Here is a 14,115-nt window from a genome sequence, read left to right as displayed (position 1 = left end):
TAAAAAGCGTGCGAGTGAATGGGCTAGAGTTATGTGTTAATAAGAATTAAAAATAAGAATTAAGAATAAGAAAATATATTTATTCTTTTATTTAAAAAGATACGCAGCAATAAGGAGGAAACGGGAAATGAAGGCAGAGAAAATAAGGATTGATGCGTGTACAGGAATATATAACAAAGAGACTTCGAAGGGTGCATTTTATCGCATATGTCAGGATCTCGATTTTTATCAATACATTCCGCAGTATAAAGCTTCGATGTCGATACTATACGGGATTATTGCAAATTATTATAACTCAGAACGCGGCTATGCGTATCCGACTCAATATCAGTTATTAGAAAGATATGCGACATCGATCGGAACGCTGCGCAGTCATCTGCGGACATTGGAAGAGGTCGGATTAATTACGATCTATAAAAGTAAGATCGGCAATAATAACTGTTACGTTCCGCATATTCCGTTATCTAAAGAGAAGCTATTCGAGAAATGCCCACAGGTAAAAGCGATCTATGACGAGAAAATGACGTGGATCAAGAGGCGCGAGCATGAAGATCGTAACAGGTTGGACGATCTAAATTCGAAGATTAAGGAACGTCAGAAAGCGGGCGAGGCTGCGAAATTAGAAAAAGAAGCCGTGGCAGATCAGGAGAGTATCGATAATCTTAGCTTTTAAGGAGGGCGACGAATGTTCTTAGGATACATAGAGATTCCCGCAGCGGATCGGCGATATCTAGATTTATCCGATGTGGAAAAGCGAAAATTAGAGAATAAGAAGGCTAGAAAAAGGCGACAGCGACACCGTAAAGTCGATGATTATTCTAAGAAACTAGGAATAAGGGAAGCGGATCTAATGATCCAATTGTCTGCGGACTGTACTGAGATCAATTCAAAAACAACGGACGATCGAAAATTGTATAATAAGCCGCAGAAAAATGAAAAAAGTTTTATCGAAATCAAATTAAATTACGGACGTGATCCCAATAACTGGGACTACGAAACTAATTGCCCGCTATAAAAATTAATGGAGGTAATACAAATGCGAGAAAAAGATCTAATAATCGAGTTAAATCCAACACTCATGATACAGAAGGTTGCCGAGATCATCGATGCGAGAAGGAAACGCGATGAATTGGCGGATCGCATCGACGTATTAGAGAAGGTCAAGGCGCTTGTACTGCTACCTAATATCGGAATGGTAACGACAAGACAAATCGCCGAATTCTACGAAGTGCCATTAAAAACGATCCAAAAAACGTATTCACGTTTTAGAAAAGAGATTCAAAGCGACGGGTATATGTTAACAACAGGAAAGAAACTACTAGTAGACAAACTGTCTACCCGTGCATATACCGTGGAACACGGCTTATATAGATTGGAATTAGACGACGGATCGACTGCGGAAATACCTAACTCAACGATCGGACTATTTTCAGCTCGTGCCGTACTACGATTCGGAATGCTACTACACGGTAGTAAGGTTGCGGAACAAGTTCGAACGCAGTTATTAAATATCCGAGATAATGCCGACAACCAAACGAGAACAAAGGCTATCGATGCCGAGTTAGTCGAATTACGTGAAAAGGCTGCGAAGTATGATGCATTAATTGGCGATATGCCCGTCGAGGTTATCGAGTCCTACGAAACTATCATTAAATACGAGAAGGAAAAGCGAGAAGCAGCAGAACAAAAAGTAACGAAATTCATAGAGGACGATAGCTTAGTGCCATTCGATCATATCGGCGTAAATCATTTGGACGGGATGTCCTCGAATGCACTGCGATCCATATTACAACTTTTAGGCGTACTAGGGCAGCGCAAGACTGGCGGCATTTACCGACCAATCGGCGAGTATAGAAGAAAGAAATGGTTTAGAATCCACGAAACTAAGCGCGAGTACAACGGCGCGATCTATCGACATCTATACGTAACGCGTGCGGGCATCATCGGAATTATAGAGCTAGTCGAAGAATATGAGAGCGGGGGTGATATCGATATAGCGTAAAAACAGTGTCCGTATTGCCGAGAAAGCTACGCTATGCGGATTGTCCTAGCTAAATCGACCACGGAAAAAGAAACGATGTAATAAAAACTAAAGAAAATGTAACAACGTATACAATAAATACCGAGATAGTTGTACATAAGTATGTAGGGAATAAGCGACGGGTTATCACTTTTTTTCTGTCATTTTGATACTATCCGATTATTTTTAAAGTGGCGGGGGTTCTCTCCTTTCCTCGTCGCTATCCATTGGATCGGTTAACGATTGGATCGCGTTAATACGATCACGGACGATCCGTTTTTAACCCCTTTTCGCCATCGCAGGAAATCACATAAAATCGCCAGTCTCCTATATACTGCGGTAATTTCCCGCCTGCGGTGGTGCTTGATTATATTACGGAAAATTACGATTGAGGGCAAAATAAAAGACCAAATTCGGCAACATACGAAAAAGGTCAACTTGCATGTAACGCGGATTATTTGCCCGATTCGCATGCCTAATTTTTATTTAAATATACGATGTAACGTTGTTCATAACTTAATAGGATAACGGCACACGAGGAAAAGAGGAATGTTAATGTATCAAATTACGAGCGACAAGCTTCGATTGATCCGAGCGCTAGCGGGCGTCAGTCAACGAGAGTTTGCCGACCTTATCGGAGCAGACAAGAAAAGCGTATCAGCATGGGAAGTTGGTCGATCGATAGCGAGTCAATATAGCGTTAAAAAGATCGTTCAATTCGTGGGCGAAGATAATTACAAACAATTAGATTCCCTATTCTATGCGATGGAAACGCAGGAATTAACGCAGCGGTTACAAAGAAAGGTAGCGACTAGATCATGATTGTTAACTATCATGGTGAGCATCTAACGATCGAACACGACGAAGATGTTTTAAAAATAGTCGATGGGCTCACATTCGAGCCGACGCCGCTAAACGATCAGGAAAAGCCGATTGGAGTCAATGAACTCCGATGGCTATACGAGCAGGCGAGACACAAGAAAACGCGCGATACCGCTGCACTATATGCGATCAGCCGCGTTAATTATATCTATCAGAACGATAAGAGAAAATCAAACAAATAATAAAAACTAATCGGGGGTATTACAAAATGAAAACATCTAAACAACGAATTCTAGAGGCTAGAGAAATCAAAAAAACACTAACAGGTGAAGTACTGGGAATGGTGCAACTATACCGCGATCAAAAAACGAAGATCGGAGAAAATAAAATGTTATCCGCGGACGGGATTGCACACGAAAAGAAACGACTACAAGAAAAACACGAAGTAGCTGCGATATCACTTCTAAATGATCGCCACAATAAGTATAAACACGCGCTATCAATGGCGAAGGCAATCGCTGAGAAAGAGCTCGTAAAGCAGTTGCCGAAAGTGGACGAGCACGCACAACGCTTATTCGATGCGGACTTAATCCAATTACGCGGAAATATTATGTTGAATTTCGATCATAATCGCAGCGTCGAGCATTTAAAAACGCTAGTGGAAAAGGCTTCGAAACACCCATCGTTAGCAGCGAGCGTACAAGAGGAATTTTTAACGCTAAGCCAATTGGTAATCAGTCGAGAGCCTAACGGACTAGAGGTGAAGAAACTGCGATACGGATTACTAAACGAATTCAATAAATTAAACAAGGCGAGCAAGCCAATCGAACACCAAGAGGCGCTACAAACGATCGCAGCAGTATCGGAAATGGAAAAGATGCAATTCGCATCAGAGCCGATTTTAGGTCGTCCATTCGAAGAAATCAGCGGCGGACATACGTTAATGGAATATGCGAATAAAACAGACGATTATTTAACAGATCATCGCGATCGCGTTCTAAAGGTACAAATGCAAAATAAAGATATGCAGGGCGCATTAATTACCGAATAAAACGATCAAATAAATAACAAGGCTGCGGGAACGATCGGTATACCACCGAACGTCCCGCGCTGATTAAATCGGAGGTATTACAAAATGAAAACAGTAATCGAAATCGAAGCGAAGCAAGGCGAGCAAATTAAACATCGCAATATTAGTCGTATCATGTACGGAATTAACGACCGTTACGGCAATGATATCACGGTTAAATTCAAGACGGACGGTACTCACACGGTCGAGCAAAATAAGAAGAAGTAATAAATGTCAGGGGCGGACGATATCGCCCCAACTATTGTAATTATCGGGGGCTACGAAATGACACGATTAAGAAGAGCGAGATTCTTAGACCATTTAGACAAATTAACGAAATCAGATAAAGAAAATGTAGGTACTATGTTACGAGTAGGGGCGGAAATATACGGTCGCGACGGTTTTAATCTAGTACGTTGCGAAGAGTCTAGCAAATGGCAAGTATATAGGAAGGTTAAGCGAGGTAATGCGGGCATTGACGCATACGAGAAACGCCAACGAGGCTATACAAGCGACGAATGCTTTTAGGATACGTATAACGAAATGGAGAGGCTTGTTATGAGACTAAAAGACGTGAAAATTTCAATCGATCTAAATTCGAAGAACTTCGAGTGACTTCATAAGGGAGTAATTGTATGTCAGCAAGATCGGGCAAGAGGTCGATAGGTTTAGCGAAAATGGGCGGGGATCATCTCGCCTTTCTTTCTTTTAAAATGCAATTATGCATTTATATTTATTTCGCAAATTGCGAAACCCTATAATAGAAAGAGAAGCATAAAAAGGGGGAAAACAACTATGAATATAAAAGATTTATTACAGATGTTGAAAGAAAATAGAATATTAATAGTAGCAAAACAGATTGAGATAAGTCACAAGAAGTTATCCAAAGCACTGAAAGCAGCGGGTTATGAATATAACCGCGGTTTAGGTTGGCATTTTACGTCTAAAGGCGAACAACCTTTGGATGTGGATATTAGAGAATTTATAGTAGATACTGATAATTCACGATCGGAAACTCTAAACGAGGGCTTAACGAAAAATGAAGTGAACGTGCTGCGAGAGATAATTAACGGATGGGATGCGACTAAAACCGCAGTTAATCATATCGCTCAACAAAAGGAGAAGGTTTCGAAATCTAGCGATCCGCAGAAGAATACAAATGCGATTCATTCTTTATATGTGCGTATCGGAAAAAGTGAAGCGAGGGAGAGAGCCAGCAGAACGGTGAATCTCGACAAGGAAGCGTGTACCATGTTAGATAGATTCGAAGATAAGCATCGTTTGAATCGTGATGAAATTGTAGAGATTGCGCTCTATGAATTTTTCGAGAAGTATAAGGCGCAATAATTGCGAGAGGGGGGCGTGGATTTCATTATCTACGTCTTTTTTTTTTGATAAATTCGTCGGAAACGCAATTTATTGCGGTATTTATTTAACGAAATCCACACTTTACGGCTTGTACAAATAGTAAGATGTGCGGTAAAATGTGGATAACGATAAACATCGTTAAGAGTGAACGGTATCAACAACCGTATTGAACAAAAACATTCCTCATTATACGTTTTCAACCTCTAAAGTATCGTAATTAAGCGAACACGGCTTTTTATTATCGATACATCGTCCACATCCCAATATCTTTAAATCCTAATCGCTTATAAATTCGTCCGGCAGTTGGATTGTTATAAAATAAGCAAAGCGTTCGGCCTTCTTTCGTAAAGTCTTGGATCATTTTCTGTAATATGAACGAAGCATATCCATTCCCGCGATGATTCGGATGTGTACAGACTCCAACAACCATAGCCGATAATGAATTTTCAGCGGATGTAGAGGCGGATGCGATGATTGCACCGTCTTTTTCAATATAGTATGTACGTCCTGTATTTGTTTCGATAGCTTGCCTTAAAATTTTTTCTGATTCATTAGCAGTCGGGAATTCAGCGATGTTCTTTCGTAATTTCATAATTCGTTCTATATCATCGAGTGAGGCAAGTTTAATTGTTTCATGAATTGGTGTGCTAGGTAAGTTGTTGTCATCTAGACATTCGCAAAAATACATTTCATTTTTGGTACCTAGTTGTACACTTGGAGCAGTTTCAAATCTTTCTACAATAGTCGACTTGCCAGAGAGTTTAAGCGGCTTATATGCGGAAAGAAGTGCCTCATAGTAAGTAACCACAAACTCATCTTTACTATACGGTATAAATGTATCGTGAAAGCGAAGTAAAATCGATTTTAATGTTCCATTCTCTTCGAATGCTCCCCATAATTCTTGAAAGTCTGTTTCGTAACCGAAAGCTTCTATATCTCCAATAATAAACAGGTTAAGGGCTGCTTCTTCTTTTAGAAAAGAGAATACTTGTTCATGGTCTTTCTTTGTTAATTTTCGCATCATAACGAATCGACCTCTTTTTTATTTTTTCTAAATATTACAACTTTTAATTTTTGAAATCAATATAAAATTTTATGTTTAGTTCACAAAGTTTCGGAAAAACTAGGAAAGATATGACAAAGGAGGTTATGAACGGTGGATCATCCAATTCAAGGATTAATGAAAGCAGCAATGGAAAATTTGAAGGAAATGGTCGATGTAAATACGATTGTTGGAGAGCCTGTTCAAACGGCTGACGGTGGTGTAGTGTTAACGGTTTCTAAAGTAGCGTTCGGTTTTGGAGCAGGAGGTTCTGATTTCCAGACGAATGATGGACAAAGAGCGAGTGGTAACCCTGCATTTGGTGGCGGTAGCGCGGGTGGAGTTTCAATTACACCGGTAGCATTTCTAGTTGTGAATAAAGACGGGGTAAATATTCTTCATTTACAAAATGCGACACATTTAGCGGAAAAAATGATTGAATTAGCTCCACAAACAATCGATAAAATCCAATCGATGTTCCAAAAAGAAGAAAAGAAAGAGGAAAATCATCACCCTCAAAACCCAGATGACATCCTTTAAAAACGCCTGCTTATGAGCAGGCGTTTTTTCTTGTAATCAGTATGTAATAAAACACATGAAATTGTAAATAGTTTTTGAAGTTTTTTCTATGTTTCTAAAATTTTTCATGTTAAAATATGCTATAGAATTGAAACATATAAAACGAAGGTGGCTAGGTGCTTTGTCTGGAGGATCTGACCAAGTAAACAATATGATATATATTAATGGTAATCGTCGGGGTCATTGTTTTATTACATCTGGAATTACGTTTAAAGAGTTTGCAAGTAACATCCCTTCACCGCTTCATCAAGTATTACTTTTAAAGCATAATTTTGAGTGGACAGATTTTCATTATCATACTTTATTTGAATATGTCGAGGAAGAAAACATACATAAACTCATTCAAGCAGAGATTGATGAATTTGATGAATTTTGTTGGGTAGATTTTGATGATGCAAGCGATTTAGATGAGTTAGAGCCAAAAGAAATTGCAGAATTATTATATTTGGCTCACAAAAAAGAACCACTTGGAAGAACGTTCTTCCCGTTACTGAAAAATAGATTCGTTTATTTTTCACATGATGACGGTTGGTACAACAAAGTGTATTACCGTAGAATCGGTGATTTTGTAGGAATGCTAAGTAAAGTAATTCCATATAAACTCGGTTCGTTTGGAAAGAAACGTTTTACTTTCTTCCAAAAATCAAAAATTTTCCCAGCAATTTCAAAGGAAGTTATCCTTGGGCTTGTTCCGTTAATGGAAGATGGGTTATACATTGATTTAGCGGGGAAAATTGAGTCAAGGAGAGGTCTTGAAATTCCGGTATATGTAGTAGGATCATTCGAAAGTACGGATGAGGTACTAGATAATATCGATGAATTGAAAGCGGACGCAACAGAAACAGGTTGGCTCATTTTTGATAAGAAAGAACAAGAGTGGCAATGGGTAGTAGACTAAGAAAACTTGGCGCATGAAGTCAAGTTTTCTTGTCTTTTGAAAGGAGAACAAATGAAGAAATATTATACAATTGTGGGTATGGTAAGTATTATTCTCGTGGCGATATTACTTATAACTTGTCCGAAAGAATCAGATTTCAAGTTGTATTTAGAGGATAAGTATGCATTGAAATGTGACGAGAATAGCTTTGAATGCACGCAAAATGTAGATGAAAAAAAAGAAAAATTACAGTTTGAAAGTATTGATGCGCGAAATGGTGTTTTCTTTATGACTGTAAAGCAAACGTATAAAACAGAAGCTGGTGTTACAAAAGAATATAGCGGAGTAGGGATGTTTGGTACATTTCTTTTTGTTTCAGAGAAGACTTTCTAGTAATAGAAGGTCTTTTTTTTATGCTTATGTTCATATAGATGAAGTAAGACAAGCATAGGAGGGGTATTAATGAAGAAGGAATGTATCGTTTGTGGTGGTGAGGAGTTTTTTTCTTCAACATTATATGCACGTACGAAACAAGATTGGGCATATGCACCAAACATGTACCGATTTGAAAAGGTGTTTATTGAACAAAGGGACGAAGAAAATTATCCAGTCTTTCAAGAAATTACAGCCAAGCATTGTTGTGGATGCGGTCATATCATGTTGTATCATGAATGAACACACCAAGTATAACTTGGTGTGTTTTTTTTAAAACGCTGATAAAGCAAGCGGATATAGTAAAGTGAATAAAACAGAAAAACTGCCAAAACCAATTGCGGTATATCCAAGTGTTCTCGCTCCAAAGTTGACAGCTAATAAGCCGACTAAAATCGCAAGGGAGCCGAGTGTAACAGGATAAAAAGCAATGGAGAATAACGAAAGAAATAATGCGACATAGCCTATCATTGCTCCGGTATTTGTACCTTCTATTTCATTTGCAATTTCTTTGCGCTCATGTCTTATCGGAATACCAGCTGGTGATATTTCAGCTGCATACTCTTCGTTTTTTTCACCACTTTTAAAATGATGATTTCTCTTTCTTCGCATGTACATCCCTCTCTTTCAATTGGGTGTATCTATAGTATCTTTCATAAGGAAAAGAACATGAGTATGAGTTAAACCCAAGTAAAGCAAAAATTGGAGAAAATAGATTCCGTTGTTATTCTGTACATCCCGCTATTTGCCGTGCAGTAAGGATCCCACCTCAAAATTCGGCTGGAGTAAAGAAGTAAGGTGGGAACCGGGTTGCCCGTAAAAGCCCGATTGGTGAGGGCTAATAATCAGTTGGGACGAACAAAATCCCCACTAATTAAAGTTTCACTTTATCTCCTTATGAAGATAAACAGGAATTTTGGAAAATGATGTAGAATGAAATGAATGATAATAACTGAAGGTAGGGGAATGTATGGCGAAGTTTAATTGGCATGAATCGGCAGAGAAAAAATGGGATAACAATGCAGAGTTTTGGAATCAAAATAGTCAAGAAATGTGGGATAGCGGGAGCAGGAGTACAATCATTCCATTTTTTGAGCAGTACGTGGAAAAAGAAGCACAAGTGTTAGATGTTGGCTGTGGTGATGGGTATGGTACATATAAATTAAGTATTACTGGGTATAAAGCAGTTGGAGTGGACTTATCGGAAGTGATGATTCAAAAGGGTAAGGAACGCGGAGAGGGCTCAAATTTATCTTTTATAAAAGGTGATCTTTCTGCATTACCATTTGAAAATGAGCAATTTGAAGCAATAATGGCAATTAATTCTTTAGAATGGACTGAGGAGCCATTACAAGCATTAAATGAAATAAAACGTGTTTTAAAGAAAGATGGATACGCATGTATTGCAATTTTAGGACCGACAGCAAAACCGAGAGAGAATAGTTATCCGCGCTTATACGGCAAAGATGTTGTTTGCAATACAATGATGCCTTGGGAATTTGAACAGTTAGCGAAAGAACAAGGTTTTGAAGTTGTAGATGGCACCGGCGTATATAAGCGCGGAGTAAATGAGAAGATGTTAGGTCAACTACCTACAGAGTTACAACAATCGTTAACATTCTTATGGGTATTTATGTTAAAAAATGTATAACGAAATCAAAGAATTTTTAGGAGGTAAATAAGTGCAGAAAATACAAAAAACTGATACAATATCATCAGAACCAATTAAAGGGGGACTAGGGTATATGACAACTACTACAACAGTTAAATCTGATATTGAAATCGCACAAGAAGCAAGTATGAAGAAGATTCAAGAAATTGCAGCTAATTTAAATATTTTAGAAGAAGAACTAGAGCCATACGGACATTATAAAGGCAAGTTATCTCTTGATATTTTTAAGCGTTTACAAGATGAGAAAGACGGTAAAGTTGTTTTAGTAACAGCGATTAACCCAACTCCAGCAGGAGAAGGTAAATCAACAGTAACAGTTGGTTTAGGTCAAGCTTTTAATAAAATTGGTAAGAAAACAGTAATTGCACTTCGCGAACCATCTCTTGGACCAACAATGGGATTAAAAGGCGGAGCAGCAGGTGGCGGTTTTTCACAGGTTGTACCAATGGAAGACATTAACCTTCACTTTACTGGAGATATTCATGCGATCACAACTGCCAATAACGCGTTAGCGGCGTTTATTGATAATCATATCCAACAAGGAAACGTACTTGGGATTGATACGCGTAAAATCGTTTGGAAACGCTGTGTTGACTTAAATGATCGTGCCCTTCGTAACGTAGTAATTGGCCTTGGTGGACCGGTTCAAGGTGTACCACGTGAAGACGGTTTTGATATTACAGTAGCATCTGAAATTATGGCCGTATTCTGCCTTGCAACAGATATTCAAGATTTAAAAGCGCGTCTATCTCGCATTGTTGTCGCTTATAATTTTGCAAATCAACCAGTAACAGTAAAAGATTTAGGTGTAGAAGGTGCGTTAACATTATTATTAAAAGACGCATTAAAACCGAACTTAGTACAAACATTAGAAAATACACCAGCTATCATTCATGGCGGACCATTTGCGAATATCGCTCACGGTTGTAACAGTGTTATCGCTACGACAATGGCAGCAAAATTAGGTGATTATGTTATTACAGAAGCTGGATTCGGTGCGGATTTAGGTGCTGAGAAGTTTTTAGACATTAAAGCTCGTGCAGCTGGCATTAAACCAGAAGCAGTTGTTATTGTTGCGACTATTCGTGCGCTTAAAATGCATGGCGGTGTAGCAAAAGATCAATTAAAAGAAGAAAATGTAGATGCATTAGCAAAAGGAATGGAAAACTTACAGAAACATGTTGAAACAATTCAAAGCTTTGGTGTTCCGTTCGTAATTGCTATTAACAAATTCATTACTGATACAGATGCAGAAGTTACATACTTACAAGAATGGTGCAATGAGCGTGGCTATGCAGTATCCTTAACGGAGGTTTGGGAGAAGGGTGGCCAAGGCGGAGTTGACCTTGCTGAGAAAGTGTTAAAAGAAATTGAAAAAGGTGAAAACAACTACGCACCACTTTATGAATTAGAATTACCATTAGAAGAAAAAATTCGTACAATTGCTCAAAAAGTGTACGGTGCAAAAGATATTGAATTTGCTCCGAAAGCACGTAAGCAATTAGCTCAATATGAAGGAGAAGGCTGGAGTAACCTACCGATATGTATGGCGAAAACACAATACTCTCTTTCTGATGATGCAACGAAATTAGGTCGCCCATCTGACTTTATCGTTACAATTCGTGAATTGAAACCATCTATCGGTGCAGGATTTATCGTTGCGTTAACAGGAACAATGTTAACAATGCCGGGACTTCCGAAACAGCCAGCTGCACTTCAAATGGATGTAAATGAAGATGGAAAAGCAGTAGGTTTATTCTAAAAGGTTGTAATTCATCTCGTTTATCTGTAAACTATATATACATCAAGTGGCGCCTTTCCATAGAAAGGCGCCTGTTTTTTGGAGGAAATTATGTTTGATCCAACTGCTTTTGAAAATTTAAAGGTAATTGTGGAAGGAGCTGTCTATGATTTCGATTTACACGGTCATATTCTCGTAACAGATCGAAAAGATTTGATGGACCTTGCTTCATTAAGTCGTATGTATTGTATTTCATTTCAACTAACAGAAAAATTTAATACGATGGTAGAGGCGACATTTTCACTATCTGTTGATGCAAAGAACTTATCAGGTGAAATATTAGAAGTACCTCAGTTTATACCAGGGTGTGAAATGAAGTTAGAATTCTCGTTCGAAATGGAACAACCGGAGATAGGATGTCAAGAAATTGAAGATTTATTGCATTCTATATGGGGAAAAGAAAGAATGATTAAGCAGAAAATTTCATACGAATATAATAAGCAAGCGATTTCATATCATAATAAGGTAGAGGTTCTATTTCAAAAAGCGATTACAGAAGACCATGTTGATGATCTAATAGCTGTTATTTCACACATGATAGAAACGGTGCGAACAATACAACATTTTCTTCAAAAATAGAGATAAAGGAGAAAAACAAATGATAAAAGATATGCAACCATTTTTACAACAAGCTTGGGAGAAGGCTGGTTTTAAAGAATTAACTGAAATTCAAAAACAAGCGATTCCAACTATTTTAGAAGGACAAGACGTTATAGCTGAATCTCCAACTGGAACAGGAAAAACATTAGCGTACTTATTACCCCTTTTACATAAAATTAATCCTGAAGTTAAACAACCTCAAGTTGTAATTTTAGCGCCAACTCGTGAACTTGTTATGCAAATTCATGAAGAGGTTCAAAAGTTTACAGCAGGAACTGAAATTTCAGGTGCATCTTTAATTGGTGGTGCAGATATTAAGCGCCAAGTTGAAAAATTAAAGAAACACCCGAGAGTAATTGTCGGTTCACCAGGCCGTATTTTAGAATTAATTCGTATGAAAAAGCTAAAAATGCATGAAGTGAAAACAATTGTATTTGATGAGTTTGATCAAATTGTAAAGCAAAAAATGATGGGCGCTGCACAGGATGTAATTAAATCAACGATGCGCGATCGTCAATTAGTATTCTTCTCAGCAACGATGACAAAAGCGGCAGAAGATGCAGCACGTGATTTAGCAGTTGAACCACAATTAGTACGTGTAACACGTGCAGAATCAAAAAGCTTAGTTGAGCATACGTATATCATTTGTGAGCGACGCGAAAAAAATGATTACGTAAGAAGAATTATGCATATGGGCGATGTAAAAGCAGTTGCTTTCTTAAATGACCCATTCCGTTTAGATGAAATTACTCAGAAATTGAAATTCCGTAAAATGAAAGCAGCAGCTCTTCATGCAGAGGCAAGCAAGCAAGAGCGTGAAGCAACGATGCGTGCATTCCGCGGTGGGAAATTAGAAATTCTACTTGCTACTGATATTGCAGCACGTGGTATAGATATTGATGATTTAACACATGTAATTCACTTAGAGTTACCTGACACTGTAGACCAATACATTCACCGTTCAGGACGTACTGGACGTATGGGGAAAGAAGGAACAGTAGTTTCTCTTGTAACACAACAAGAAGAACGTAAATTACTGCAATTTGCGAAAAAACTGGGTATCGTGTTTACGAAACAAGAAATGTTCAAAGGAACATTTGTAGAATCGAAACCACAAGAACCAAAGAAAAAGAAACCAGCATTTACTGGGAAGAAAAAACCTAGATAAATGAACGGAAAGACGTAACTATGCGTAGTTACGTCTTTTTTGTTTGTAAGTTGTCATATAGTAATTTCAAATATATCAACGATTCTATAGGGGATATCGATTTATCGAAAAAAAAACGGCAATAGTGTTAGTTTCTAATTTTGTATGTGCATTGAATGGAATGAGTCAGTCGATAAATTTCGTGAAGAAACACGTATAAAATATAAAGGATTAATAAGAGCACCTGTAGAAAGCTACTTAGAATATAAAAACCATTAGGGGGAAAATAAATGATTCATAAAGTCGGACAAATTATGTTATATGTAAATAATCAAGATGAGGCAGTAAATTTTTGGACGGAAAAGGTAGGGTTTCATGTAGTTGCAGAGGAAGATAACAAACAAGGAATGAGATGGATTGAAATTGCTCCAACTAACGGTGCTGAAACGAGCATTATATTACATAATAAAGAAGTTATTTCAAAAATGAGCCCAGAATTGAATCTTGGTACACCGTCTTTAATGTTCTTCTCAGAAAATCTTGATCAATTATATACAGATTTAAAAAATAAAAATGTTACTGTTGGAGAAATGGTAAATATGCCTTCTGGTAAAGTGTTTAACTTTGCTGATAGTGAAGGGAATTACTTTGCGGTTATGGAAAAAAATAAATAATTATATAGTTAT

Annotated in this window: 20 protein-coding genes; 18 read left to right on the top strand and 2 right to left on the bottom strand. The window is 37.8% G+C overall.

The features are described from left to right. Positions 1–127: 127 nt before the first annotated feature. The 9 genes from ACP6L7_RS01920 (at position 128) to ACP6L7_RS01880 (ending at position 5,258) form a co-directional block, all read left to right on the top strand. Complete coding sequence (locus tag ACP6L7_RS01920) at positions 128–673, top strand: helix-turn-helix domain-containing protein (protein ID WP_097829672.1); 546 nt, start codon at positions 128–130, stop codon at positions 671–673. 12 nt (positions 674–685) lie between these two features. Then, on the top strand, positions 686–1,015 hold the full coding sequence (locus ACP6L7_RS01915) for a hypothetical protein (protein WP_097829671.1): 330 nt from the start codon (positions 686–688) through the stop codon (positions 1,013–1,015). Positions 1,016–1,036: 21 nt separating this feature from the next. After that, on the top strand, positions 1,037–2,002 hold the full coding sequence (locus ACP6L7_RS01910; protein WP_128854882.1) for a phage antirepressor KilAC domain-containing protein: 966 nt from the start codon (positions 1,037–1,039) through the stop codon (positions 2,000–2,002). A 573-nt stretch (positions 2,003–2,575) separates the two neighbouring features. Beyond that, a complete protein-coding gene (locus ACP6L7_RS01905; protein WP_179139703.1) occupies positions 2,576–2,842 on the top strand; it encodes a helix-turn-helix transcriptional regulator in 267 nt (88 codons plus the stop codon). Then, positions 2,839–3,084: a hypothetical protein gene (locus ACP6L7_RS01900; protein ID WP_097829669.1), complete on the top strand. Its 246-nt coding sequence runs from the start codon at positions 2,839–2,841 to the stop codon at positions 3,082–3,084. Before ACP6L7_RS01905 ends, ACP6L7_RS01900 begins: the two co-directional genes overlap by 4 nt. Before the next feature lie 26 nt (positions 3,085–3,110). Beyond that, positions 3,111–3,893 carry a hypothetical protein gene (locus ACP6L7_RS01895; RefSeq protein ID WP_097829668.1) on the top strand — a complete coding sequence of 261 codons (783 nt, stop codon included), beginning with the start codon at positions 3,111–3,113 and terminating at the stop codon, positions 3,891–3,893. 84 nt (positions 3,894–3,977) lie between these two features. Beyond that, positions 3,978–4,139, top strand: a complete 162-nt coding sequence (locus tag ACP6L7_RS01890; RefSeq protein ID WP_179139702.1) for a hypothetical protein — start codon at positions 3,978–3,980, stop codon at positions 4,137–4,139. A 57-nt stretch (positions 4,140–4,196) separates the two neighbouring features. After that, positions 4,197–4,439 (top strand): hypothetical protein, encoded by a 243-nt coding sequence (locus ACP6L7_RS01885; protein ID WP_097829802.1) that lies wholly within the window; start codon positions 4,197–4,199, stop codon positions 4,437–4,439. A 267-nt stretch (positions 4,440–4,706) separates the two neighbouring features. Continuing rightward, on the top strand, positions 4,707–5,258 hold the full coding sequence (locus ACP6L7_RS01880; RefSeq protein WP_097829667.1) for a CopG family transcriptional regulator: 552 nt from the start codon (positions 4,707–4,709) through the stop codon (positions 5,256–5,258). 259 nt (positions 5,259–5,517) lie between these two features. On the opposite strand, the gene ACP6L7_RS01875 is transcribed toward ACP6L7_RS01880, so the two are convergent. After that, complete coding sequence (locus ACP6L7_RS01875; RefSeq protein WP_097829666.1) at positions 5,518–6,303, bottom strand: GNAT family N-acetyltransferase; 786 nt, start codon at positions 6,301–6,303, stop codon at positions 5,518–5,520. Between the two features lie 132 nt (positions 6,304–6,435). Here ACP6L7_RS01875 and ytfJ point away from each other — a divergent pair, with 132 nt between their 5' ends. From ytfJ to ACP6L7_RS01855, 4 genes are all read left to right on the top strand, one after another. Then, positions 6,436–6,861: a GerW family sporulation protein gene (gene ytfJ / locus ACP6L7_RS01870; protein WP_097829665.1), complete on the top strand. Its 426-nt coding sequence runs from the start codon at positions 6,436–6,438 to the stop codon at positions 6,859–6,861. Positions 6,862–7,021: 160 nt separating this feature from the next. Further along, a complete protein-coding gene (locus tag ACP6L7_RS01865; protein ID WP_000014098.1) occupies positions 7,022–7,798 on the top strand; it encodes a hypothetical protein in 777 nt (258 codons plus the stop codon). A 51-nt stretch (positions 7,799–7,849) separates the two neighbouring features. Next, the gene (locus ACP6L7_RS01860) at positions 7,850–8,170 is read left to right on the top strand and encodes a hypothetical protein (protein ID WP_097829664.1); all 321 of its coding nucleotides are present in this window, start codon (positions 7,850–7,852) and stop codon (positions 8,168–8,170) included. Positions 8,171–8,239: 69 nt separating this feature from the next. Continuing rightward, complete coding sequence (locus ACP6L7_RS01855) at positions 8,240–8,452, top strand: hypothetical protein (RefSeq protein WP_000711203.1); 213 nt, start codon at positions 8,240–8,242, stop codon at positions 8,450–8,452. 30 nt (positions 8,453–8,482) lie between these two features. On the opposite strand, the gene ACP6L7_RS01850 is transcribed toward ACP6L7_RS01855, so the two are convergent. Further along, on the bottom strand, positions 8,483–8,821 hold the full coding sequence (locus ACP6L7_RS01850) for a hypothetical protein (RefSeq protein WP_001253195.1): 339 nt from the start codon (positions 8,819–8,821) through the stop codon (positions 8,483–8,485). Between the two features lie 358 nt (positions 8,822–9,179). Here ACP6L7_RS01850 and ACP6L7_RS01845 point away from each other — a divergent pair, with 358 nt between their 5' ends. The 5 genes from ACP6L7_RS01845 to ACP6L7_RS01825 all read left to right on the top strand — a co-directional run bounded on the left by ACP6L7_RS01845 (position 9,180) and on the right by ACP6L7_RS01825 (position 14,103). Continuing rightward, positions 9,180–9,860 (top strand): class I SAM-dependent methyltransferase, encoded by a 681-nt coding sequence (locus ACP6L7_RS01845; protein WP_141533540.1) that lies wholly within the window; start codon positions 9,180–9,182, stop codon positions 9,858–9,860. A 94-nt stretch (positions 9,861–9,954) separates the two neighbouring features. Then, a complete protein-coding gene (locus tag ACP6L7_RS01840; protein WP_097829801.1) occupies positions 9,955–11,643 on the top strand; it encodes a formate--tetrahydrofolate ligase in 1,689 nt (562 codons plus the stop codon). Positions 11,644–11,733: 90 nt separating this feature from the next. After that, on the top strand, positions 11,734–12,261 hold the full coding sequence (locus ACP6L7_RS01835; protein WP_141533539.1) for a hypothetical protein: 528 nt from the start codon (positions 11,734–11,736) through the stop codon (positions 12,259–12,261). Positions 12,262–12,280: 19 nt separating this feature from the next. Beyond that, positions 12,281–13,450, top strand: a complete 1,170-nt coding sequence (locus tag ACP6L7_RS01830; RefSeq protein ID WP_097829662.1) for a DEAD/DEAH box helicase — start codon at positions 12,281–12,283, stop codon at positions 13,448–13,450. Between the two features lie 269 nt (positions 13,451–13,719). Further along, positions 13,720–14,103, top strand: coding sequence for a VOC family protein (locus ACP6L7_RS01825; RefSeq protein ID WP_097829661.1), 384 nt, complete (start codon positions 13,720–13,722; stop codon positions 14,101–14,103). Positions 14,104–14,115: the final 12 nt, after the last annotated feature.

Source organism: Bacillus silvicola (assembly GCF_050524305.1).
Classification (GTDB): Bacteria; Bacillota; Bacilli; order Bacillales; family Bacillaceae_G; genus Bacillus_A; species Bacillus_A cereus_AT.
Note: the sequence above shows the minus strand (reverse complement) of the source record. Positions and strands in the feature narration are given on the sequence as shown.

Coding starts and splice junctions, on each gene's coding strand:
- ACP6L7_RS01835 (WP_141533539.1), top strand. CDS start 11,734: ATGTTTGATCCAACTGCTTTTGAAAATTTAAAGGTAATTGTGGAAGGA.
- ACP6L7_RS01905 (WP_179139703.1), top strand. CDS start 2,576: ATGTATCAAATTACGAGCGACAAGCTTCGATTGATCCGAGCGCTAGCG.
- ACP6L7_RS01855 (WP_000711203.1), top strand. CDS start 8,240: ATGAAGAAGGAATGTATCGTTTGTGGTGGTGAGGAGTTTTTTTCTTCA.
- ACP6L7_RS01840 (WP_097829801.1), top strand. CDS start 9,955: ATGACAACTACTACAACAGTTAAATCTGATATTGAAATCGCACAAGAA.
- ACP6L7_RS01900 (WP_097829669.1), top strand. CDS start 2,839: ATGATTGTTAACTATCATGGTGAGCATCTAACGATCGAACACGACGAA.
- ACP6L7_RS01825 (WP_097829661.1), top strand. CDS start 13,720: ATGATTCATAAAGTCGGACAAATTATGTTATATGTAAATAATCAAGAT.
- ACP6L7_RS01885 (WP_097829802.1), top strand. CDS start 4,197: ATGACACGATTAAGAAGAGCGAGATTCTTAGACCATTTAGACAAATTA.
- ACP6L7_RS01915 (WP_097829671.1), top strand. CDS start 686: ATGTTCTTAGGATACATAGAGATTCCCGCAGCGGATCGGCGATATCTA.
- ACP6L7_RS01890 (WP_179139702.1), top strand. CDS start 3,978: ATGAAAACAGTAATCGAAATCGAAGCGAAGCAAGGCGAGCAAATTAAA.
- ACP6L7_RS01850 (WP_001253195.1), bottom strand. CDS start 8,821: ATGCGAAGAAAGAGAAATCATCATTTTAAAAGTGGTGAAAAAAACGAA.
- ACP6L7_RS01830 (WP_097829662.1), top strand. CDS start 12,281: ATGATAAAAGATATGCAACCATTTTTACAACAAGCTTGGGAGAAGGCT.
- ACP6L7_RS01920 (WP_097829672.1), top strand. CDS start 128: ATGAAGGCAGAGAAAATAAGGATTGATGCGTGTACAGGAATATATAAC.
- ACP6L7_RS01910 (WP_128854882.1), top strand. CDS start 1,037: ATGCGAGAAAAAGATCTAATAATCGAGTTAAATCCAACACTCATGATA.
- ACP6L7_RS01880 (WP_097829667.1), top strand. CDS start 4,707: ATGAATATAAAAGATTTATTACAGATGTTGAAAGAAAATAGAATATTA.
- ACP6L7_RS01845 (WP_141533540.1), top strand. CDS start 9,180: ATGGCGAAGTTTAATTGGCATGAATCGGCAGAGAAAAAATGGGATAAC.
- ACP6L7_RS01895 (WP_097829668.1), top strand. CDS start 3,111: ATGAAAACATCTAAACAACGAATTCTAGAGGCTAGAGAAATCAAAAAA.
- ACP6L7_RS01860 (WP_097829664.1), top strand. CDS start 7,850: ATGAAGAAATATTATACAATTGTGGGTATGGTAAGTATTATTCTCGTG.
- ACP6L7_RS01875 (WP_097829666.1), bottom strand. CDS start 6,303: ATGATGCGAAAATTAACAAAGAAAGACCATGAACAAGTATTCTCTTTT.